Annotated in this window: 21 protein-coding genes and 1 pseudogene; 7 read left to right on the top strand and 15 right to left on the bottom strand. The window is 39.3% G+C overall.

The features are described from left to right. Positions 1–9: 9 nt before the first annotated feature. The 5 genes from M5F03_RS05615 to M5F03_RS05595 all read right to left on the bottom strand — a co-directional run bounded on the left by M5F03_RS05615 (position 10) and on the right by M5F03_RS05595 (position 7703). Complete coding sequence (locus tag M5F03_RS05615) at positions 10–1149, bottom strand: ABC transporter permease (protein WP_078194230.1); 1140 nt, start codon at positions 1147–1149, stop codon at positions 10–12. Between the two features lie 7 nt (positions 1150–1156). Further along, positions 1157–2095 carry an ABC transporter permease gene (locus M5F03_RS05610; protein ID WP_078190067.1) on the bottom strand — a complete coding sequence of 313 codons (939 nt, stop codon included), beginning with the start codon at positions 2093–2095 and terminating at the stop codon, positions 1157–1159. 10 nt (positions 2096–2105) lie between these two features. Continuing rightward, the gene (locus tag M5F03_RS05605; RefSeq protein ID WP_180022668.1) at positions 2106–4121 is read right to left on the bottom strand and encodes a M3 family metallopeptidase; all 2016 of its coding nucleotides are present in this window, start codon (positions 4119–4121) and stop codon (positions 2106–2108) included. Positions 4122–4144: 23 nt separating this feature from the next. Beyond that, positions 4145–5908 (bottom strand): ABC transporter substrate-binding protein, encoded by a 1764-nt coding sequence (locus M5F03_RS05600; RefSeq protein WP_372491126.1) that lies wholly within the window; start codon positions 5906–5908, stop codon positions 4145–4147. 67 nt (positions 5909–5975) lie between these two features. After that, the gene (locus tag M5F03_RS05595) at positions 5976–7703 is read right to left on the bottom strand and encodes an ABC transporter substrate-binding protein (RefSeq protein ID WP_249707440.1); all 1728 of its coding nucleotides are present in this window, start codon (positions 7701–7703) and stop codon (positions 5976–5978) included. A 774-nt stretch (positions 7704–8477) separates the two neighbouring features. Between M5F03_RS05595 and M5F03_RS05590 the strand changes: the two genes are divergently transcribed. The 5 genes from M5F03_RS05590 to M5F03_RS05570 all read left to right on the top strand — a co-directional run bounded on the left by M5F03_RS05590 (position 8478) and on the right by M5F03_RS05570 (position 13806). Further along, positions 8478–11189, top strand: coding sequence for a TonB-dependent receptor (locus tag M5F03_RS05590; protein ID WP_249707353.1), 2712 nt, complete (start codon positions 8478–8480; stop codon positions 11187–11189). 148 nt (positions 11190–11337) lie between these two features. Next, a complete protein-coding gene (locus M5F03_RS05585; RefSeq protein WP_249707351.1) occupies positions 11338–12042 on the top strand; it encodes an energy transducer TonB in 705 nt (234 codons plus the stop codon). A gap of 28 nt (positions 12043–12070) precedes the next feature. Beyond that, a complete protein-coding gene (locus tag M5F03_RS05580; RefSeq protein ID WP_078194237.1) occupies positions 12071–12934 on the top strand; it encodes a MotA/TolQ/ExbB proton channel family protein in 864 nt (287 codons plus the stop codon). A gap of 14 nt (positions 12935–12948) precedes the next feature. Next, positions 12949–13374 carry an ExbD/TolR family protein gene (locus M5F03_RS05575; protein WP_078190074.1) on the top strand — a complete coding sequence of 142 codons (426 nt, stop codon included), beginning with the start codon at positions 12949–12951 and terminating at the stop codon, positions 13372–13374. 18 nt (positions 13375–13392) lie between these two features. Then, on the top strand, positions 13393–13806 hold the full coding sequence (locus M5F03_RS05570; protein WP_180025016.1) for an ExbD/TolR family protein: 414 nt from the start codon (positions 13393–13395) through the stop codon (positions 13804–13806). A 103-nt stretch (positions 13807–13909) separates the two neighbouring features. Here M5F03_RS05570 and M5F03_RS05565 read toward each other — a convergent pair whose 3' ends face one another. From M5F03_RS05565 to M5F03_RS05540, 6 genes are all read right to left on the bottom strand, one after another. Further along, entirely contained in the window at positions 13910–14368 is a 459-nt protein-coding gene (locus tag M5F03_RS05565) for a nucleoside deaminase (RefSeq protein ID WP_180025080.1), read from the bottom strand. A gap of 39 nt (positions 14369–14407) precedes the next feature. Continuing rightward, the gene (gene bioD / locus M5F03_RS05560) at positions 14408–15052 is read right to left on the bottom strand and encodes a dethiobiotin synthase (RefSeq protein WP_180025079.1); all 645 of its coding nucleotides are present in this window, start codon (positions 15050–15052) and stop codon (positions 14408–14410) included. After that, positions 15049–15837 (bottom strand): malonyl-ACP O-methyltransferase BioC, encoded by a 789-nt coding sequence (bioC, locus tag M5F03_RS05555; RefSeq protein WP_180025078.1) that lies wholly within the window; start codon positions 15835–15837, stop codon positions 15049–15051. Before bioC ends, bioD begins: the two co-directional genes overlap by 4 nt. A gap of 7 nt (positions 15838–15844) precedes the next feature. Beyond that, on the bottom strand, positions 15845–17002 hold the full coding sequence (locus M5F03_RS05550; protein WP_249707349.1) for an 8-amino-7-oxononanoate synthase: 1158 nt from the start codon (positions 17000–17002) through the stop codon (positions 15845–15847). Then, complete coding sequence (gene bioA, locus M5F03_RS05545) at positions 16999–18291, bottom strand: adenosylmethionine--8-amino-7-oxononanoate transaminase (RefSeq protein WP_249707347.1); 1293 nt, start codon at positions 18289–18291, stop codon at positions 16999–17001. The genes M5F03_RS05550 and bioA overlap by 4 nt, the downstream gene beginning before the upstream one ends. An 86-nt stretch (positions 18292–18377) precedes the next feature. Then, entirely contained in the window at positions 18378–19109 is a 732-nt protein-coding gene (locus M5F03_RS05540) for an alpha/beta hydrolase family protein (RefSeq protein WP_249707345.1), read from the bottom strand. 223 nt (positions 19110–19332) lie between these two features. On the opposite strand from M5F03_RS05540, the gene M5F03_RS05535 reads away from it, so the two are divergent. Next, on the top strand, positions 19333–19866 hold the full coding sequence (locus tag M5F03_RS05535) for a peroxiredoxin (protein ID WP_372491124.1): 534 nt from the start codon (positions 19333–19335) through the stop codon (positions 19864–19866). A 58-nt stretch (positions 19867–19924) separates the two neighbouring features. Here M5F03_RS05535 and ftn read toward each other — a convergent pair whose 3' ends face one another. The 3 genes from ftn to M5F03_RS05520 all read right to left on the bottom strand — a co-directional run bounded on the left by ftn (position 19925) and on the right by M5F03_RS05520 (position 22545). Further along, complete coding sequence (gene ftn / locus M5F03_RS05530; RefSeq protein ID WP_067762676.1) at positions 19925–20389, bottom strand: heteropolymeric bacterioferritin subunit Ftn; 465 nt, start codon at positions 20387–20389, stop codon at positions 19925–19927. A gap of 361 nt (positions 20390–20750) precedes the next feature. Next, the gene (gene rlmF, locus M5F03_RS05525; protein WP_078194245.1) at positions 20751–21725 is read right to left on the bottom strand and encodes a 23S rRNA (adenine(1618)-N(6))-methyltransferase RlmF; all 975 of its coding nucleotides are present in this window, start codon (positions 21723–21725) and stop codon (positions 20751–20753) included. Positions 21726–22050: 325 nt separating this feature from the next. Next, positions 22051–22545, bottom strand: a complete 495-nt coding sequence (locus tag M5F03_RS05520) for an immunity 26/phosphotriesterase HocA family protein (RefSeq protein WP_249707343.1) — start codon at positions 22543–22545, stop codon at positions 22051–22053. 285 nt (positions 22546–22830) lie between these two features. Between M5F03_RS05520 and M5F03_RS05515 the strand changes: the two genes are divergently transcribed. Further along, entirely contained in the window at positions 22831–23319 is a 489-nt protein-coding gene (locus M5F03_RS05515; RefSeq protein WP_078194247.1) for a hypothetical protein, read from the top strand. A gap of 190 nt (positions 23320–23509) precedes the next feature. On the opposite strand, the pseudogene M5F03_RS05510 reads toward M5F03_RS05515, so the two are convergent. Continuing rightward, positions 23510–23613, bottom strand: a pseudogene (locus M5F03_RS05510) (IS5/IS1182 family transposase); the annotation flags it as partial.

Raw genomic sequence — 23613 nt, 5'->3', positions numbered from 1 at the left:
TACTCCTCCTTATTTCAATTTTGGATCTAATGCATCACGCAATGCATCAGTAAACATCGAAAATGCTGTAACCAAAACCGCCATCGCTACAGATGCTGCGATAAGCTGCCACCATTTACCTAAAATCAATTCACTTTGTGCTTCATTAAGCATACTGCCCCATGACACAACCCCAACAGGAACACCAAATCCCAAGAAGCTCAAAATCACTTCCGACTTAATAAAGGCCACCACTAAAATCGAGATTTGCACCAATGCAATATGACTGACGTTCGGAAAGATATGCACAAAGATACGTCGGAAATGACTCACCCCTATCGCTTTGGCAGCGAGCACATATTCACGCGAAGTATGTTTCATATACTCTGCACGAATCAGACGATACACCCCCGTCCACCCAGTAAGTCCTAGAATGAGGACAATCGATAAGATCCCCTTTTGCTGTAGTACAGCTGCAATCGCAAGAACCAAGAGCAAATACGGAATCGAGGTAAAAATGTTATAGAACCAGTTTAAAATATCATCGACCCAACCACCGAAATAGCCAGAAATTGCCCCTAAAATTGTCCCAATCACGACAGCAAGTAATGCAGCTACCACGCCAACAATAATAGATGTTTCAGCACCTTTAATGGTTTTTTGCAGGACATCCTGCCCCCATTTATCCGCACCAAACGGTAAAGTTTGTTTTAGCTCGCTTTGTTGATCTAACAAATGGCCACCCAATTGCTGATCAATCGCTTTCATATCTTCTGCTAGTGGATCGACAACTCCATAGTAGTCAATTGCATTGGCACCACCTTGCTCAGTCGCAATCTCTGCATTCAGTTCAGCAATTACATCTTTTAAAGGATCAACAGGATTTTCAGGCAATGCCATATCTTCTGCTGATGCTTTGGTTTTGGCTGTTTCATTGAGTTCCGCCCCAATAAAACTTGGAGGTGCATAACTAACAGCCACTTCTTTATTCCAATTGGATGCAACCATGCCTGTCATCGACAATAACAACACCACGAAATAGCACAGTACAACGAACAACGACACCATCGCTAATTTATCGGCTTTTAGGCGTCGCATCGCCAACTTCCACAAGCCAGTCGATGCAGGTGTTGATGCAGTTGCTTTGGTCTTATTGAATATTCCTAGCATAGGCCACCTACTTCAACTGAACGCGAGGATCGACAAGTTTATAAATCAAATCCGCGATTAAGTTAAAAATCATTGTAGCCGCTGCAACGTAGACCGTAATCGCCTTAATGACAGGGAAGTCACTGCGTTCAACAGCAATAATGACTTCACGACCAATACCCGGAATACCAAAGAATCGTTCAATCAGGAAAGCGCCTATCAGCAGTGCCGGTAGACTCGACATGACATCGGTAATAATTGGAATTGAGGCGTTACGCAGTACATGTACACCTAAAATACGGCTTTCACCCACACCTTTTGCGCGCGCAGTTCGAACATAGTCTTGATTGACTTCATCCAATACAAAACTGCGGTATAAGCGCAAAGTTGGCGCAATACTTACCACCAACATAATTAAGATAGGCAGTAAACCGTATTTAAATAAGTTTTCGCTAAAGTGATCACTCCAGCCTTGAACAGGGAACCAACTCAACTGATATGCAAAAACGTATTGAAAAACAATAATATAAACCAAAATACTGATCGACATACCAATCGTACAAAGCATCATAATCATACGATCGGTTAATGTGCCACGAACTGAAGCCACAGCAAGTGCCAAACCAATTGAAATGATCGTTTGCAAAATGGTTAAAGGAATTAAAATCGTCAGTGACGGTCCTAGACGGGTCAAAATAATATCTGACACCGACTCACCTGTACTCCAACTCATTCCATAATCAAAAGTTAAAATCTGCTTAATGAAAATCCACAATTGGACATAGTAGGGTTGATCAACCCCCAACTGTTGTCGGATGTTTTCAATTTGCTCTGGGTTCGACATTTTGCCTGCTAGAATATATGCAGGGTCTCCACCTACCCAGTTAAATAAGAAGAATATGAGCAGAACAACCCCCAACATCGTTGGGATCATCTGCCATATACGCCGTATGATATATGCCAGCATAAAGTTGTCCTTACTTCACTCGTTGCCCAGTAATTTCATCAAAGAAAGCTTTGTTATCAGGTTTACGACCTAAGAAATCATGCACCAGTTTTTCGGCTTCATATTGACCACCTTGCGATAAGATCGTTTTACGGTAGCGTTGTCCCACTTCAGGGTTATTTAGGTTATCTCCGAAAGCAGACAACATATCGAGTGCCATCACTTCAGACCACATATAGCCATAATAGCCAACTTGGTAACCGCCCATGATATGGTTGAATTGTCCTGGGAATTCAGTGCTTGGGACATAGCCTAAAGCTGTCTCGCCTTCCATTTTCTTCCAGACATCTAAGGGTTTAACACTCAAAGCATCTGATGAGTGAAGTGCCATATCATATTTTGCATACAAGGCTTGACGTGCATAATGCAAACCACGTCCATAGCTATGAACTGCTTTTAATTTATTAATCAGTGCATCATCTACAGGTGGACACGCTGGATTACAGTAATTTGCGAGTGTAGATAAAGTTTCTTTACGACGCGCCCACTCTTCATACATTTGTGAAGGTGCTTCTACAAAGTCACGCTCTACAGAAGTCCCCGATTGAGATGCATAGCGTGTATTCGACAAAATACCGTGTAAGGCATGACCAAACTCATGAACAAAGGTTTCAAGTTCATCACTATTTAAACCTTTACGGTTAAAGTTGGTCACCAAAGCAGAAATCGGTTTACGCTTAGTCAAGGTACTACCACCTTTTACGCCCCAAACAGCCGCATGACCATACTTCCCTTCACGTGGGTATTTATCGATATATAAACCACCAAGCAACTCACCGGTCTTTTTATCTTTTACATCGTAATATTCAACTTCTGACTGCCAAACATCGACTTTCGCAGGCTTAAATTCAATACCATAAAGGTCAGATGAAATGGCAAAAATCCATTCTTGAGATGCTTGGGTTGGGAAATAGTCACGCAATTTTTCTTGATCGATTTGGTACTTTTCTTTGCGAAGTTTTTCACTCCAGTAACTCTCACTCCAGCGATTGATTTCAGCTTTTTCGAGTGGAATTTTCAGGCTTTTCGCTTTGAACTCACGTAAAGTCTCAACTTCTTTTTTCTCTAAAGGTGCCACCGTTTGATGAACATCAGCTAAGAACTTATTCACTGTTTCAGGGTCTTTTGCCATACGGTGTTGCAATACCCATTCAGCATAACTTTTTTTGCCAAAGAGCTGCGCAATTTCATAACGTAAATCCATTGCTTGCTTTAACAATACTAAGTTTTTCTCAGTACCACGACGCGTGAATGCAGTTTGGTAACGCTTACGCGCATCATCGCTTTCTGCTAGTTCCATAAATGGACGGTATTCTGGGTATTCAAAACCGAGCAAATAATTGCCCTTTTCATTTTTCTTTAAGCCCGAAATATAGCTGTCTGGCAAGCCTTTCAACTCCGCCGGTGTAAACTCCAGTTTTTCTTTATTATCTCGTACATTACGCGCATATTCTTGTTCAATTTTTGCTAATTCATCAAAGATAGCTTTCAAACGAGCACGTTTTTCAGGTGTAAATTGTACCCCTGTATTTTCAAAACCATCCAAGATGTCTTGACGCATTTTTTTATCAATTTCGTCATTGGTTTTGAGTTTTTTAATTTGCTCATAAAGTTTTGGATTTTGATAAACCGAAGTTTGAAACTCCATAATTTTAATTTCACAATCTTCCGCAGCCTTACGTAAAACCTCATCAGGATCGACGTTGCTATATAGTCCGATTGGTCCATAAAAATCTTCAAATTTGGCAAAAATTTGATCCCACTCCGCCAAAACAGGTGCTGCTTTTGCATTATTTTTTATCTTTTTTTGCTCAAATGCCGCTAAATCTGTTTTCACTTGCTGAATTTTGGCATCACACAGCGCAGGTATTTCTTTGGCTTGGAACTTTGGCAAAGTACTCCGTATTGAATCTTCGGCTTGAACGAATTGGCTAGCGCCGATCATCAACATACTGAGGGTGGTGAGTTTCAAAGCTTTATTTTTCATAATTTCTCCAGTTTTGTTTCATTTTATTTTTTCGGGTCAATATCGATGTACATCCATTCTGTTGCCAAAATTGGATGCTTTTTATAACCAATCACGCGTGGTTGCGACAACACACTACGGTAACGTGCATAATTAATTTGGACAGGCATATACACTTCTAATATGCGCGACATTTTCCGATAGATTGCATCACGCTCCGGTCCCGGTTTCATACGCTGTGTCTGTTCATATAAGCGGTCATATTCAGGTATTTTTGAACAGCCGTTGTTGGTGACATTGATATTTTTGCCATAGAACAATTGCATAAAATTGTCTGCATCTGGATAGTCTGCGATCCATGCAGATGCTTTAAACATTGTTTGACACTGTTTTTCGGCTTTTAAAGCTTCTGCAAATGGCATCGACTTTGTTGTCATTTTAATTTTGATGCTATCTAAAGTTTTCTTCCAAAATTCACCCAACTGCTGACTACGGCTACTATTGCCCGATATCGTCATTTCAATCGTTAGCGGTTTACCATTCGGTTGAGTACGCCAGCCATCTGCGCCGACTTTATAGTTATAACGATCGAGCAATAAATTTGCCGCTTTAACTGAGTATGGAATACTCGACTTATAATTCGGGTCATAGCCGACAACGCCGAGTGGAATTGGGCTTTGTAATTTTTGTGCATCACCATTCATCAAAATTTTGATTTGATTATCTGCTGAATAAGCCATCGCCATTGCACGACGTAATGCAATTTTTTCTTTACTAAAACCTCCAACCACAGGGTTTTGCATATTCCAATAGTGATAGTCGATAGAGGGGTCAGAAATCCGCGACATTTGGATGCCTTTTTTAGCCAACTCAGGCTTTAGCTCTCCATCTTTTAAGGCTTGTACCGACAAATCTCCATCTAGTACCAACAAATCCGCTTCATTTTTTGCAAAGGTCAACCAACGTGATTGTGATTCTTCCATCACCTGAATATCAATCACGCCAATTTGCGGCATTTTTTTGCCTTGCATGGCTTTTACAATCTTTTCATCTTTGGCATCTGATGCCTTGAAGTCCCAGACAAAGCCACGATAGTTTGGATTGGCCTTTAAAATAATTCGTGAGCCAGGTGTCCAGCGTGTCAAAATATATGGCCCTGTACCCACCGGTTTACCCATCACAAAACCCGCTTTGTCTCGATATTTTTCGACCACTTCACGTGCCATAGCCGATGCAGGTTGATGAGCCAATAACATTGGAAAGTTTTGATCTGGAGAATTTAAACGAATGACAAGGGTATACCGATCAGGGGTTTGTATGCCTTCAATGGGCGCATCATAATCAAACTTACCTGTTTTTTTCGCCTTTTCTAGAACCTTCTCCATGCCTAAAATGCGACCATCGAGTAGCCAACTGTTTGGTGAACGAAGATGTGGATCGACTAAACGTCTAAAGGTATATGCATAATCAGCCGAGGTTAATTCTCTTTTTTTGCCTTTAAATACAGGATCATCAGCAAAAAAAATGCCTTTTTGCAGGCGAATGGTATAAGTCAAACCATCAGCACTGATTTCTGGCATCGCAGCAGCCGTTTTAGGAACCAACTTTGCCGGCGATGCTAAATAGTCATAGGTATATAAGGTTTCAAAGATTGATGTATTCACATGTGCAGAATACAGATCATGCACGCCAACTGGGTCAAAACCTGTTTCTGCGACAGGGAAAATATGACGTAAAACTTTATTTGGATCTGCTGGATTCTTTGCCAATGCTAATGTCGGCATCGCACTGAACAACACTCCCCCCATCAAACACGCTGTAGCAAATTTGGTTAGCGTAAAATTCGAATTTCGCTTCATTGTAATCCTGACTCAATTATTTTTTACTAGGCTGAATATCGAGATATTGCCAACTGGTGTTCATCATTGGATGTGTTTTATACCCCTGAATTTCAGGGTGAATTAACCAATTACGAATCCGTGTAGAATGGATAATCCAAGGGTTATCCGCTTCAATTTGACGGTTCATTTTTTCATAAAAAGGTTCACGATCTTTAGGTTTCAACACAATAGCTTGCTTATATAATGCGTCATAAGCTTTAGATTGATAACAACTTAAATTCCCTTGTCCTGAATTTGGCCCATATAGTAATTGAGCAAAGTTCTCCCCTTCAGGATAATCTGCAATCCACGCTCCAGACCACATCATATATTTACATTGCATTGCTTCTTTTAAATTGTCAGCAAAGTTACTGACCTTAAACTGTACCCGTATCCCAATGGCATCGAGATTTTTTTTCCATAACTCAGATTGAATCAGCGATTTAGAGCTATTTTCAGTATTTATTTTTAAGGTCAACGCTTTACCATCGGGCAAGGTTCGATAACCATCAGCACCTTTCTTATACCCAAATCGATCCAGTAATTTATTGGCCAGCAATGGGTTATATCCCAAACTACTGCGATATTTTGGATTAAAGCCACTCACGCCTTCTGGTAAAAACATTTCAGCCTTTACGGCCTGCCCTTGATATAACTGTTTAATCGATTCAGCTTGATTGTATGACATGCTGATGGCACGGCGTAAAGCGATCTTTTCAAGGCTTTGACCACCGACAAGCGGGTCTTGCATATTGAACATGCTGTAGGTGATTTCAGCATCTTTATTTGGATAATGCTTAATGCCGAGCTTTTGCATATCAGGCTTAAGTTTATTTTGAGAATCTAAGGCTTGTGGGACAGCATTTGAGGTCAATTTATCAAAATTTAGCTGCCCTGTTTTAAATGCTAACCACCGTGACTGTTCTTCTTCAATAATACTGACGGAAACCTTGCCGATTTGTGGCATTTTCTTCCCGTTCATTTCTTTAACTAACTGATTGTCCCAAGCGGTGCCTGTCGATTTAAAATTCCAGATAAAACCACGATAATTCGGGTTTGCAACCAATTCTATCTTGCTACGTGGAACATATTTACTGAGCTGATACGGTCCTGTTCCCACAGGATGCTGTGCAATTTTATTGCCATAAAATTCAACAACTTCTTTTGAAATTGCACCAAACGTAACATAGGCCAAAATATATTGAAAATTATAGTCAGGGCGCGTCAAAGTAATTTGCAAAGTATAAGGATCTATCGCTTTTAGGCCGGCAATAGCCGCATTGTAATTAAATTTTCCTGACTTCTTTGCATCCGCAACGACCGCATCCCCTCCTAAGATTTTGCCATCAATAAATGAATAGGTCGGAGAACGGTTAGCTGGATCTAAAATTCGTTGAATCGCGTAAATGTAATCTTGCGCAACTAGCTCGCGTTTTTTTCCCTTAAAGGCTGGATCATCTGAAAAATGGATGCCTCGTTTGATTTTGAAGGTATAGACTTTTCCTTCTTGTTCAATCTTTGGCATCGCTTCAATAGTATTTGGAACAAGAACAACAGGACGTGCTAGATAGTCATATTTCAATAAGGGTTCAAAAATGGCTTCCGCAATATTGCCACTATAATAATTATAGGTTTTGACCATATCAAAACCATCATCCGGTGCTTCAAATGCAATATTTAAAACTTTATTCGATTGTGCAGAAGCTTGAACCTCGGCCATCATCCCTGTTGAAATTAATAATGCAAGGAGCGCTCTTTTAAATTTTCTAGTTTCCAAACCTTTTCCTTTCTGATGATTTTTTAATAATACAAAGCCGCAAGCAGACTTTAAATAAAGCCACCTTTACTAAAATAAAATGAACCAGTTTAAATTAAGTTTTAAACGTAGAACTTAATACAGTAATTAATATAAAGCGAAATTCATGCCACCACTCCTTGGTTGAAAGTTATCTGAATTAAATATCCTTTTAAATTCATTTTTTAAGATAAATTTATACTAATAGCGACTTTCCGAGTAAAGCTCGTTTTTATCAAAAATTCAACTCTTGTTGTTGAACGCATCCAAGCATATTTTGCACAAATATAATACATTCCTGATTCATAATGGATCACCTTCAGATGAAATGACAAGTCATCAGCATATAAAACAATGAATTATATGTTTTTATTTTTTATTTATTTCACTGATTAATCTTATAAATCAAACACATAAATATGAATTAATTCACACTTTTTAAGTTTTAATTTGCACCTAATCATGTTTTTAAAAAAAATTTTGATCAAAAGTTAAATTCCTGATAAAACCTAATTAAAAGGATAACTTTAAAAAAAATATACTTACCGTTCATCTTAAAGTTCTCCACTTTAAACTCAATAATGTAGATATTTATCAGTATTTTATATTTGAAAATAAAATTTAAATATAAATTTGGCACTTGAATTGCTTAAAAACAATCAAGCAATATCGCTAACTACAACAAAAAGGAATACTTTTACTATGAAAGAGAAAAAAAATGCTAAATCTGTGGGGGGCACACCATTTAGCAAAACAATACTTAAATTAAGTACTCTTAGTTTAAGTATGCTGTGTTTATCTTTAGCGCATGCAGCAGAAACAAATGAAGAAGAAACAGTTAAGCCAACGAAAGTAGCCAAAGTAACTGTGACTGGTTCATCCATTAAAGGGGTTTCTGCTCAAAGTTCTTCACCTATTACAGTCATTAAAGTTGAAGAATTAACTAAACAAGGGGTCACAACGACTGAAGAAGCCTTAATAAAAATTAGTGCGAACCAAGCGGGCTACAGTACAGCGCAAAACGTTGGTGCAAGTAATACATCAGGCTCAACAGCGAACTTACGTGGGCTAGGATCAGATAAAACCCTTGTCCTACTTAATGGACGTCGTTTGGCTTATAGCCCATTTAGTACCTCTGAGACCAACTTAAATACCATTCCGCTTGCAATGGTTGAACGTATTGAGGTTTTACGTGATGGTGCCTCTGCAATTTATGGTGCAGATGCAATCGCAGGTGTAATTAACTTTATTACCAAAAAGCAATACACAGGTTTAGGTATTAGCGGTGGTTTGCTCAAACCTGAGGATAAAGGCGGCGAAGAATACGATGTTTCGATTTTTGGTGGCTATGGCGACTTAGATGAACAAGGTTTTAACGTTTATGGCGCAATTGACTACCGTAAAGCCAAAGAAATTATGGCAAAAGACCGTAAAGTCAGCCGTCGTGGTGGCCTTCTACCTGAGTTAGGTATCGATGCAGGTTCAGCAAATGGCTTCCCTGCTAACTTTCTTGATCCAAACGGCGGGCCTTTAGATGCTGACGGAAATCCTGAAGGTGTATTAGCGAACCCGTATGGTGGTGCAGCGAATTGTAATAATTTAACCAATGTCACTGAAGATGGCGGACTCTGCTTCCTCAATACGCAAGCTTTAATTGGTATTCAGCCAGAAACTGAGGACTTGTCTGCAATTGGTCGTGCAACCATCAAACTTAGCGATAACTTCAACGCTATTGGTGAATATGTCTATGCAAAAAGCAAAGTGACGACTTCTATTGCTCCAGACGTATATAGTCGCTCTGTCACGATTCCTAAAAGCAGTCAATATTATCCAGGCGAGGGTATTACCCCTGGTGTTGATGGTCTAAGTGGTGATCCATTACAACTTTACTTACGCTCTCAAGCGGGCAACCGTGTTTCACAATCTATCAATGAATCTCATCGTATTTTTGCTGGACTTGAAGGTGAAGCATACGGTTGGGATATCAACGGTGGCGTAACTTACGCAAAAGGCGAAGCATCAGATAGCTTTGTTAGTGGATACTTAAATCGTAACAAACTACAAGAAGGATTAAATGACGGCACAATCAACCCATTTGGTCCATCTGCAGATGCTAACGTTTGGACCTCATTAAATGTGAGTGGTACAACAAACGAAGCAACACTTGATTCCACAACATTTGACTTTACCGTGAGCCGCCCGATTTACACCTTACCAGCTGGTGATGTTGGTTTTGCATTTGGTGGAAGTTTTACAACTCAAGATTGGGAAGCAAAAGTAAACTCTGAGTTAGTACGCCTTGTACCAGGTAGTGGTATTGACCCTGACAAACCTCTGAGTAAAGGTGACCGAGATATTACTGCCGCCTTTGCTGAGCTTCAAATTCCAATTACCAAAACAATTGAAGCTCAACTTGCAGCACGTTATGACGACTACAGCGATTTTGGCGACACTTTCAATCCAAAAGTCGGTATTCGTTGGGAACCAATGAAGCAACTTATGTTCCGTAGTACCTACAGTACTGGTTTCCGTGCTCCAAGCCTTTGGGAAATTAATGCGCAACAAAGTAAAACCTACACTGGCGCAAAATATAACGACCCTGTCCTTTGCCCAGGCGGTAAACCAACCTCAACTCAATATCAAACCGAATGTAATACTCAGTTCTACCGTATGCAAGGTGGTAACCCAGATCTTCAACCAGAAGAATCTAAAACATTTACAGCCGGCTTTGTTTACGAACCAATTAAAAACTTAGTTTTAGCTGTTGATTATTACAACATTGAAATTGAAGAATTAGTTGGCCAAGTGGGTGAAACTTCAATTTTTGAAGATCCTGAGAAATATGCTTCATTATTCGTACGTGGTGCCGATGGTCGTATTGAATACATCAATACCATTCTAATGAATACAGGGGGTATTAAAACTCAAGGTATCGACATTAGCTTAGATTACCTTTCACCATTAACCGCGACAGGTCGATTTGGCTTTGGCATTAATGGTACCTATGTCATCAAAAATGACTACCAAGAAGAAAAAGATGGTGATTGGGAAGGCTTAGTAGGTGTGTATGACGACCCTGCTGTTTTACGTTGGAAGCACACAGCGAACCTAAATTGGAGCTATGAAAACTGGAAAATCATCTTCGAACAACAGTTCTTCCGTGGCTACGATGACCAAAACCAAATCGGCGAAGAAAAATTTGATAAACACCGTGTGCCTGATTACACACTGTATAACGTTGCAGGAACATACAGTGGTTTCAAAAACTTAGAAATCACAGGTGGTATCAAAAACTTATTTGCTGAAGAGCCTGCTGCATCGAACGTATTAGATAACTTCCAATATGGCTATGACCCTCGTTATAGCGATCCTACTGGTCGTACATTCTATGTCCGCGGTACTTACAAGTTCTAAAAGCTAAATTTGCAAGTACGATTCCAATAGGAATCGTACTTGCACTATTTATTTAATTAATTAGTCAAACATAAAAAATGCAAAAAACACTTATATCTCAAGTGCCAATTTCACTATTGATTGTTTGTCTCACATTTCAGGAGTAGTAATGGGCAAAAGCTTTTCCGAATTAGAAAATAATTCCGGCAAACGCCTGATCGGAATTGGGGCAGTCATTCTTCTGCATCTCATTGTACTCTACGGATTAATTACTGGCCTTTCCAAAAAAGGTGAGAAAACTGTAGAAGAACCTGTTGAATTAATCATTATTCAAGATAAAAAACCTGAGCCAGAAAAACCGAAACCAATTGAAAAACCACCTGAATTACCAAAACTCGTTAAGGAAGTGCTCAAAACACCAGACCCTCAACCTGAACAAAAGGTCGTTGAAAAAGCTGCACCAACTCAAACAGTTAAAGCCGTTTCAACACCTACGCCTACAGCTTCCCCATCTCCTAGTCCTTTGACAGCACCAGCACCAGCACCTGTAGCTGCAGCAGCTCCAGCACCTGCGCCTGCACCCAAACCTGCTGGGGAAACACGTGGTGCATCTGAGGGTAGCGTTGGATGTAAAGAACCAGATTACCCTCGTGAAGCTGCAATGGCAGAAGAAGTAGGAACTGTCCGCATCTCTGTATTGGTTGGGCCTGACGGCAGTGCGAAACAAGTGAAGGTCAAAAAATCGAGTGGTACTAAATCTCTAGATAAGGCTGCTAGCAAAGCATTCAGCTTATGTACATTTAAGCCTGCACTCAAAAATGGTGAGCCAGTTGAAGATTGGTTTGATATTGAATACGAATTTAAACTTGATTAATGAATCTACAAAAATTTGGAGAATATAAATGAATAAAATGATGAAATCTGCGCGTATTTTTGCATCTGCTACAGTTTTAGTAACAAGTACATTACTCCCACTGCAAGCAGCATTTGCTGAAGAATCTGCAAATACTGCAACAACACAAGTAGAAACTACGAATACAACAAATACACCTGCACCGCCACCAATGCCTACAGCAACCAAAGAAGTCTATAACCCGTATGGCTTAGAAGCACTATGGCGTGAAGGTGACATCGTTGCTAAATCGACACTCTTTATCTTGGTCCTGATGTCGATTGGAACTTGGTACATCATGGTCACTAAATTTATTCAACAAGCTAAAATTAAACGTCAAGGCAAAGAAGCCGAAGCTAAATTTTGGGATGCTGCTTCAATTGATAGCGCTGCTGAAACGCTTGATGAGTCTAGCGCCTACCGCTTCATTGCAGAAAAAGGTATTAATTCAACCAAAAAACATGGCGGTAATCTGCTGGAACGTATCGACTTCAACACATGGGTGACTATTTCAATCCAGCGTGCTATCGATAAAATTCAAAGCCATTTAAGTGGTGGATTGGCTTTCCTCGCAACTGTAGGTTCGACTGCACCATTTGTGGGTTTGTTCGGTACAGTTTGGGGTATTTACCACGCTTTAACAGCAATTGGTATTTCAGGTCAAGCATCTATTGATAAAGTTGCAGGCCCAGTCGGTGAAGCCCTAATTATGACGGCAATTGGTTTGGCTGTAGCAGTACCTGCGGTTCTTGGCTATAACTGGTTAACGCGTCGTAATAAAGCAGTTCTAGATAATGTTCGTACCTTTGGTTCAGATCTACACACCGTACTTTTAAGCGGTGAGATCAAAAACAATAATAACGACACAAAATAAGAGAGGCATCAGCCATGGGAATGATGGTCAATTCAGATGGTGACGAAGATGATGTAATTTCAGCCATTAATACAACACCTTTGGTTGATATTATGTTGGTGCTGCTCATTATTTTCTTAATTACAGTACCTGTTGCAATCCATACAGTTCCGGTGAAGTTACCTGAGGAAAAAAACACACCTTATGAAACCAAACCGATCAATATTCAGATTGCTGTCAATAAAAATGGCGATATCTTCTGGAATGAAAAATACATTGCAGATAAAGATACGCTGATCAGTCGACTACAAGCGGAAGCTAAAAAGCGTCCGCAACCTGAAGTTCATATCCGTGGCGATCAGGTGACAAAATATGAAGCGATTGATGAAGTCATTAGTGCAACACAAGCAGCAGGAATTGGCAAAATTGCTTTTGTCACTACTCCTGTTGCCGCACCATAATCGGATGAGGGACAAGGTATGGGAATGAATGTCGGTTCCGATAAAGACGATGATGTTATGTTGGACGTCAACATGACGCCATTGATCGATGTGATGTTGGTTTTGCTTATTATGTTTATTATCACAATTCCAATTCCAAATAACTCGATCAATATTGATTTGCCAAATGGTACGCCACCGCCAACCAATGAAAAACCACCTGAACCGGTGACACTTAAAATTGATGCACAAGGTAAATTATTTTGGAATGGTCAACCCGTTGCCAATAAACAAGCTTTAGAAACACTTTTTGCTGGTGTTGCACAACAAGCAGATCAGGATACGATCAAAGTGCAACCTGACAAAATGACAGAATATAAAGATGTCGCTATGGTGATGGCAGCAGCACAACGTTTGAATGTCAAAAAAATTGGGGTCTCAGCAAATCAATAATTACTCCCCAACAATAAAGCCAACTGATCACCTCAGTTGGCTTTTTTAATTATTCACAGAAATCTATCCAGTAAGTGACTCAGAAATAAACACATAGTATTTATTAAGTATTTTTCTGCTTCCAAAAATCATATAGCTCATGATCACAGTTTGGCTTTAACTGACTAAAACTCAACCCTTGCTGTTCATGTGGTTCAAGTCTTAATTTTTCGGCAATCTCTGCTGTAGATAAACCATAGGCTTCTGCATCAGCATTTGAATAAGCATATACAATTTTTTCAACTCCAGCCATTCGCAGAGCCGCCAAACACATTGGACATGGTTGTCCGCTCGCATAAACGATACAGTCCTTCAAAGACGTCGTATTTAAATTTTGGGCGGCTTGTCTTAATGCATTTAACTCGGCATGAGATGTCGGATCGCCCGAGATTAATATTTCATTCACCCCTGTACTCACCACAGCACCATGCTTAACGATCACAGCACCAAATGGTCGGCCACCTTGCTCAATATTTTCTTTCGCAAGTTGAATCGCAAGTTCTATAAACGCATGATCCGTCATAAATACGCCCAATTATTGTCAATATAAAGAGTTAGCCCATTATGCCAATACAGGAACATCAATCCATAACGCCTCTGGAAAGAGTTTGGCTAAATATGCTTTTAAATATTCAGCAGTATCTTTAGAAATCAATGCATCTTGCGATTCATCATTTAAATTATAAGCCAGTGCATAAAGTGCCAAGCCACGACTTTTTAGTGCTTCCAAACTTAAAATCGTATGGTTAATGCTGCCCAAACGACCTGATGTCACCAAAATAACGGGATATTGTTTCTCTACAACATAGTCGATGGTTAAAAGATCCGTGGTTAATGGCACCATCAACCCACCCGCACCTTCGAGTAAAACATTGTCATATTTTTCAGTTAAACGTTTTGTCGCGTATTCGATTTTAGCAAAATCAATGTCACGTCCATCGATTTTGGTGGCGAGATGTGGCGATGCAGGATAACTAAATATTTCAGGCATCGTGAGTTTGGTTTCATCTTCGACCAACAACCCTGTACCCATAATTTGACGATGTTGTTCTATATCCTCAGAAATATCGACATTGCCTGTTTGGATCAACTTTTGCGTGATCGTTCGCGCCCCTTGTTCATTCCATATTTTAGCCAAATAGCCCGTGGTATATGTTTTCCCGATGCCTGTATCGATCCCACTAATGAAATAAACTTGCCCTGTCATGGCATTCTCCGTGCAATACAAAAAATCGGATGATAGGTCAGTGCATAACGCATCTGCCCAGATTCATCACGCAAAGAAAACTGTTGATATGCTGAATAAAAATCAAAGAGCGATTTTTTCGTCCAACGAAAATGTGAGGTTGTCGCAGTCACACCTGTCGCTTTTAAATGCTGCAAAACCTGCTTTGGATGATCAAAATATAATGCCGCTGTCTGCTCTGAAAGATGCAGAATTTCAAAACCATTTTGACTTAATATGATTTGAAGCATATCAACATCGAGGTAGTCCAAACCCTGCCCAGTCAAAGCTTTTATTTCCTGTAAATTCTGCTGCCCAAAGGTCGAAAAACAAAAATATGCCTCTGGATTTAAACTTTGAAAGGCTTTCTCAACAATGCCCGCTAAGTTCCCTACCCATTGCAAAGCCGAACTAGATGCGATCAAGTCGATATGCTGTGGAAATTCAAGTTGTTCGATATCTCCAAGTCTGTACTGAATCTGCGGACTTGACTGAAAATGCTGTTGAATTTCTGCATATAGATCATTTAAAACCAAACGATTGATTTGCATATTTTCCAGCATTAAATGGCTTAAATTCCCCGAGCCACATCCAATTTCAAAAACCGTTTCTATAGGATGATTTTGCAACTTTGAACAATACTGCTGCATCAACTCAAATAAATGTTGAGCAATCTCTTTTTGTACAACGGCATGTTCAGCATAGCTGTGCCCTGCCTGAGCAAAGCGTAACGCCACTTGGGATTTATCAATCTCAAAATTATTCACAAGTCACTCACAACAATTGAGTCAACTGATCCAAATCAGTTTGTGTAATCTGAGCAGTGAGTGAAATGCGTAAGCGCGAACTATGCTGCGGCACAGTGGGTGGACGTACAGGCATGATATAAAAACCTGCCGCTTGCAAAGCTTGAGCCTTGGCAACAGTTTTATTCGACTCGCCAATAATGACCGGCACAATATGTGATGTAGATGGACAATCAAAACCTTTGGCTTGCACAGCTTGTTGAAAATTTTGACTGATTTGCTGTAAATGTTGACGCTCTGCTTTTAAATTTAAAACATTCTTGAAAATAAAATCTGTCCACGCCATACAGATCGGGGGCTGTGCAGTACTAAAAATCAACGGTCGCATCGAGTTAATCAAATAGTCACGAATAATCGCATGACAGATGAGATATCCCCCTATTGAAGCCAGTGCTTTACCAAATGTACCGACTAAAAGATCAATATCATCCATCACCCGATATTGCTCAGCACAGCCTAAACCACGCTCACCGCGCACACCGATCGCATGTGCCTCATCGACATACAACATCACTTTAGGAAATTGCTTTTTGATCCGTACCAATTCAGCCAAATCGGTTTCATCACCATCCATACTAAAAATCGATTCAGTCACCACAATGATCCGCTCAAAAGCCTCATCTTCATGATATTTGCATAAAAGCTGAGAAAGATGCGCCAAATCATTATGGCGATAACGTACATATTTCGCACTCGATAATCGGATGCCATCAATCATACTGGCATGAATCAGCTTATCCGCCAATATCAAGGTTTTACTGTCTGCCAGTGCAGGTAAAATCCCGATATTCATGTGATAGCCGCTATTAAATAACAGTGCTGATCGGCCATGAAAGGCATCACTTAATGTTGATTCAAGTTGTTCATATTCAGGAAAGTTTCCCGTCAGTAACCGCGAAGAGGATGAACTCATCCAACGCTGTGCGTTCGGGGTTTCATCAAAAAACTGTTCACGTAGATGTAGGTTTGAAGCCAGACCTAAATAGTCATTTGACGCTAAATTCAACATATTGTGATCGTGAATACTGATGCAATGATCGTGCTGAAGATTAGAAGTGAACTGACGTAAGTTGCCTTGCTGTTTCAGTTGATCAAGTTGATCTGAAAAATGGCTAAGCAGATTCATACCGACTGCCCCATGTTTTTCACCACCTCAACCATTTGTTCTAGCAAAATTTTTAATTCATACTCAGAAATAATATAGGGTGGCATCACATAAACCAGTTTCCCAAATGGACGAATCCAAATACCACGACGAACAAACTCCTGTTGTAGGGTTTTCATATCTACATTAAAGGTCAATTCCACCACACCAATTGCACCAAGTATTCGCACATCTTTGACATGTTCAAGCGATGAAAGTGCTGGTAAATGAAACTTCAATTGTGTTTCGATACGTCGAATATTCGCTTGCCAATCTCGAGACAGCAGCAGTTCGGTACTTTTTACAGCCACAGCGCAAGCCAAAGGATTTGCCATAAAGGTTGGGCCATGCATAAACACACCCGCTTCGCCTTGGCTGATCGTATTCGCAACTTTCTGCGTAGTCAGGGTTGCAGACAAGGTCATATATCCGCCAGTCAAGCCTTTGCCAATACACATAATGTCCGGCTCAACTTCAGCCCATTCCCATGCAAATAATTTTCCGGTACGGCCAAAGCCTGTGGCAATTTCATCAAAAATCAATAAGACCTGATATTTCTCACAGAGTAATTTAGCTTGACGCAAATATTCAGGGTGGTAGAAACGCATGCCTCCCGCACCTTGCACAATCGGCTCTAGAATCAATCCCGCAATATTTTCATGCTGCGCAGCCAAAGTTTGTTCAAGCTCTAAAATGTCGCCAGGATTCCACACCTCATCAAAGGCCGTTTGCGGTGCGGCAACAAAAATTCGATTGGGTAAACTGGAACCAAATATTTGATGCATGCCAGTCACAGGGTCACAAACCGACATGGCATTCCAAGTGTCGCCATGATAGCCAGAACGTGGAGTGACAAAATTGGTTTTATTCGGTTGATGTAAAGATGCCCAATACTGCACTGCCATTTTTAAGGCCACTTCGACAGCCACCGAGCCAGAATCAGCAAAGAAGATTTTATCTAAACTGGGCGGTGTGATTTTTAACAGTAATTTAGCCAGTTGAATCGCGGGATCATGTGTCAATCCACCAAACATGATATGAGACATCTGTTGCAGTTGATCGGTCACTGCCTGATTTAGCTCAGGATGGTTATAACCATGAATCGCACACCACCATGAAGACATACCATCAATCAATTGACGACCATCTTCAAGCTCAATCATTACCCCTTGCGCACGTTTCACTTTAAACGTTGGAAGGGGCTGAGTCATCGATGTATAGGGATGCCAAATATGTTGCTGATCAAATTGTAGATCGGTTAAATTGGCCATCCCTCACTCCATGTATCAGGCTTAAACATCAATGAGGCAAGATGTTAACCCCACGCCAATGAAAAATAAATTGCCATAAAGCCCAGCTATTCAGAGATTTGTTCTATTTTCTTTAAATATTGGCAGATTTTGCAACTTATGACTTCAGATTGAAACAAGGGAAAGCCATGTGAGCCAGAAACCAATTCAGTCTCCAAAAACTTTACAGCTAAATTATGCAGTAAGCGTCCAACTTTGTAATTAACTAAAAAATCTTGCTTAGCAAACAAATGGTATTGATGACCAGTGTAATTTTTCAAGATACTGACATTATTAAGCTTCTCCAAACAGTTCAATCCTGCTCGAAGCACATCTAAATTTTGAGCTTGAATCAAACTTTGCAAGGTGATGAAATCTTGCTTAGTGCTATCAGTACCCTGACAAACCATATAACCAAACTTCTTTAGGGTCGAAATCGCATCCTGCTCGAAAGATTGTTTGAAGCTTTGAAAACTCGCTTGATCCATCGCAGCAGGCCACTGTTCATCAGCTACAAAACTTGGATTTGAGCCTAATGTGATCAGCACTTTCTGTTGTTGATATTTTTTTTGAATTTCATCTACCAAAATCGTCGCCAATTGACCACCAAGGGACCAGCCAATAATCACATCAAATTGCTGCGCCAATTCAACTTTCTGTTCCAGCACTGCTAGATTTAAGGCATCAAAAATATTCCATAATTCGACCTGATAACCTTGGGTGATCAATGCCTGCTGTAAAGGAGCAAGTAATTTACTACCGCCGCCCCATCCAGTAATAAGTAAAATCTGTTGTTTCAATGCAAACTCTAAAATTAAACGATTCCAAATAGTATAAAAGTTCAGAGCACGTTTGATAGTGGCATTTCAGCACATCAACCGATTTGCCAAAAGACATTCGAAATCGACTTCAATAAATATAAAATCAGCTAGCCTACAGCGCTTTAAAATTTGCTAAGATCAGATAAAGAACAATATAAACTGATGCTCTATGAAAGTTTCTTCATTGCTAAAAATCTGTTTCATGACATGTGCTTTAATAGCAACTACCCAAATCACAGTTGCTGAAACATCCATACTCAGCACCAATCAAAACAAACAAAAACAATGGGTAGGCACACCCGCACCCAACTTTAAATTGCAAGATCAAAATGAAAAATGGCACGAACTGAAGCAATATCAAGGGAAATGGCTCGTTCTGTACTTTTACCCTAAAGACAACTCACCCGGTTGTACAGAAGAAGCCAATCAATTTAAAACCCTATATCCACAATTTTTAAAAAGTAATGCTGTTGTTTTGGGCGCAAGCTTAGATGATGTTGCATCACATCAAAAATTCTCTAAATCACTCGGACTTCCCTTTCCAATTCTTGCCGATCAACAACATAAACTGGCGACACAGTTAGGTATTGTACGAAACTTAGGGATTTTGAAAGTTGCCAAACGTGAAACCTTTCTGATTGATCCGAAAGGCATTATTGTGTATCACTACAGTAGTGTGAATACACAGACACATGCGGCGCAAGTTTTGGCAGATATCAAAAAACTACAACAATAGTTTTCATGACTTAATAAAAAACCCAGCAGAAGCTGGGTTTATTTTGATATTTTTTAAATTACATTTGAGACTGAATATAGTTTGGAAGACCAATGAGTTCGATCAAACGCATTTGCTTTTCAAGCCAGTAGGTATGATCTTCTTCAGTATCTGACATTTGCTGACGGAGCATATCACGGGTCACATAGTCACCCTTTTCTTCACACAATTTTACGCCTTGAGCAAGTTTCTCACGAACATGATATTCAAGCGCCAAATCCGCTTTTAAACAAGTCACAACGTCTGTACCGACTTCAATATCATCACGATTCATATTCGGCGTTCCTTCAAGGAACAATACGCGACGAATCAATGCATCTGCATGTGAGCCTTCTTCTTGGCTTTCATGATCGATACGTTCAAAGATTTTACTTAAGCCCCAATCTTCATACATACGGGAATGAATTAAGTATTGATCACGAGCAGCCAGTTCGCCACCGATCAGCATATTTAAGTAGTCTACGACTTCTGGATTGCCACGCATTTTCTTCACTCCATACCCTTTTCAAATATTATGGACAAGTTTCAAAATGAATGCAAAATATAATTTTTGTAAGCTTATGATTTTTATATAATTTAAATGATAAACATACGCATTTGCAGTTCAATTCCGCGCATTTTTCACATATAAAAGAAGCCCTTGCAGAATATTCAAGGCATTTAGAACACGAAATAATCAAAAATCGCTGGATGCTGTTTTTTGTAACAATTAACAATACGTCTTGTTTAGCAAAAATATCTCCAGATTGATTCAACACACTGTGCTTATCGCTATAGGAAACTTTATACTGATGCCCTATGCATTGCTGTCAAAGACAAGGCGAAAATCTCCAACGAAGACGGACTTAAGCTGAAGTCCAACGTGCTTTCTTCCACGCTTGCTGTTGCCTTAAATCTAAAAAAGTCCAAGCGACAAAACGGCTTTCTTTTTGTCCCTGCGTCATTTTAATGGTTTTCACATCCACTGCACCGCTCTTCGCTAAGGCCTTTAAAAGCACTGGCAATGTTGTTTTCTTGGAAACCAGCGTACTAAACCAAAGACATTGTTCAGCAAACTGGATGCTCTCTTGTACCATTTGGCAGACAAATCGCTCTTCGCCGCCATCACACCAGAGTTCGTTCTTTTGACCGCCAAAGTTTAATACCACCTTGCTCCGATCAACTGGCTTGCCCAGTTTTCTTAATTTTTGCGTTGCTGTCGCGTTGGCTTCATCTTGCGAGGCATGAAATGGTGGATTACACATGGTCAAATCAAAACGATCTGAAGGTTTAATCACACCATTAAAAATATTGCTCGCTTTTTTTTGCAATCGAATCTGAATGCCTTTACGCAGATTCGGATTGGCCTCCACAATAAATTGAGCACTTTTAACCGATGCAGCATGTATGTCTGAGCCTACAAATTTCCAGCCATAGCTGCGATGACCAATAATCGGATAAATACAGTTCGCACCAACCCCAATATCTAAGACTTGAACGGTGTGTCCTGTTGGAATCTGCCCTTTGTTGTTGGCACTTAACAAGTCAGCCAAATAGTGAATATAGTCAGCCCTGCCCGGAATAGGCGGGCAAAGAAAATCTTTGGGAATATCCCAATATTGAATGCCATAAAAATGCTTAAGCAATGCTTTATTGAGCATTTTCACAGCGTGTGGATCAGAAAAATCTACCGATAAATCATTATATTTATTTGGGCTGACAAAAGGTGCAAGTTCCGGACAACTCTTGATGAGTTGAGGAAAATCGTAACGACTGCGATGCAGATTTCGTGCATGTAATTCCGATTTTTGCTGCGGAAAAGATTTCTTTGCTTGCGCCATGTGTATGCCAATATTCAACGGGAGAACAGAATCAACTGATAAGGCAGGATCTATACCTACAAATTAGTCAATATTGTACGTGAATTTGACTATCAATGACGCCCCAATCCTGTTATTTGTCTATCTTCAGAATGAATAACGACTTGGATAACTATTCATATTTAATCTGGACATTTTTGTTTGCTATATCATTAAACAAAACCGTGAAACATGAAGAATCAACAAAAAGCCCCATCGTTGATGATTGGGCTTTTTATATAAGTATAAGATAGTGATTTATATGAAATAAAAAATAGAATTTCGTATAAGGTGTATTATGTTAATTTTAAGATGCAGAGGGTTTAGGGCGTAATTGTTTAACCCACTCATTCGGAACACCATTAAAATGATCTCTTAAACGATCTTCTACATGTTCAGGATCCCATACAGCAGCACGTTCCAAATCTTTTACTTCTTCATATGTTGCTGGAATATCGATACCTTCAGTTCCATCTTCATAATAAATAGAAATTGAATGATCAAACATATCTTGCTTAAAGAAGTAAACCTTCTGTTTTAAATCGTCATTTAATTCTACATTCCCAATAATATGCCATTTCTCGGATTTAAATGCGTAATTCATGACAGGTACTTTAAACAAAATCGAATGTGATGTTATGAAATTAACATTCAACTCTAAATTTTTCGCCTGTAAATTGTAGAACCCTGCCAATGGAGATTTTAAAACTATGCCATAGCCATAGCCATAGCTTAGATTCCCCAAATTAATTGCAATCACATCACCTTCTTTAATTCTCTTACGTTTTGTTCTTTGTTCCATAATTTCTGATCTACTTACCAAAATCTCAAATACATTCCTGCAAATAATAAGGTTCTGTCACATTAAGAAACTAGCTTAATTTACTATTGAGCTTTACAGAAGCTAATAGAAATAAACTATTTAACATAATGGCTGTTATACAAAATGAAGAAGCCTAGACCGAAGATCTAGGCTTTAAATTTAAAAAATATATAAAAATTAAGTCTATAGTATCAATTTTTTCAACTTCGCATCACGTGTATTATGCTAATTTTAGAGAAAATCAAGAATCAGTTGGAATAATCAATGACATTAAAAGCGTTATATATAGAACTTTATTATGGAGAATATTCTTACTCAGAAAGGAGAAAAAAATTAATTGAATATATTGATAACAATGAAAATACTCCTGCTGAATTACTTGAACTATATCCTAATTATGAACCACTATTACTCAGTGTAATACAGATAAAAGATTCTGAATTTTCATCCAATTGTTTAGAAGCCGAAATATTGGCAGCTAAATTCTTTTTAGGTGTTTTAGCTGACTATAAAAATGGTAATTTAAGCCCTCTTAAGCTATGTAAAATTTTTAGTAATTTAGAAAAAGGGTTCCTTGATGCACCAAGAGGACTTGAAAATAACATAGCTTACTATCCCGAATGGATAGGTGACCTCTATGACGCTTGTGACTGGTGCGATGAAACATGGACAATCGAAAATTCACCTCATTTAATAGATGCTATACAGCATCAGATTAATGTCATTCATGGGTGGCTTTTGAAGCCTATTTAACATCATAGAGGTTATACGAAATAAAAAACCAAGACCTAAGATCTAGGCTTTAAATTAAAGCGCACAAGTTAGATATGACTCTTTGTCCATTTTTCTGTGAGATTTTGCGTCCATACTCATAAGAATATACATCTATCCAACATTCATCCCATATTCGCATATTTTAAGATCAATAGACTTCTTTCATAATTCATTTTTTGCTCAGCTTTAAATTATAGATTCCCGCAATTAAATTGAATCTTAAGCCCAGTCTTTTTCCTCGATTACGATATCGCTCGGCAAGGATTTTGAAAG

It is taken from the genome of Acinetobacter amyesii, assembly GCF_023499985.1.
Taxonomy (GTDB): Bacteria; Pseudomonadota; Gammaproteobacteria; order Pseudomonadales; family Moraxellaceae; genus Acinetobacter; species Acinetobacter amyesii.
This window is presented reverse-complemented; position numbering and strand designations above follow the sequence as displayed.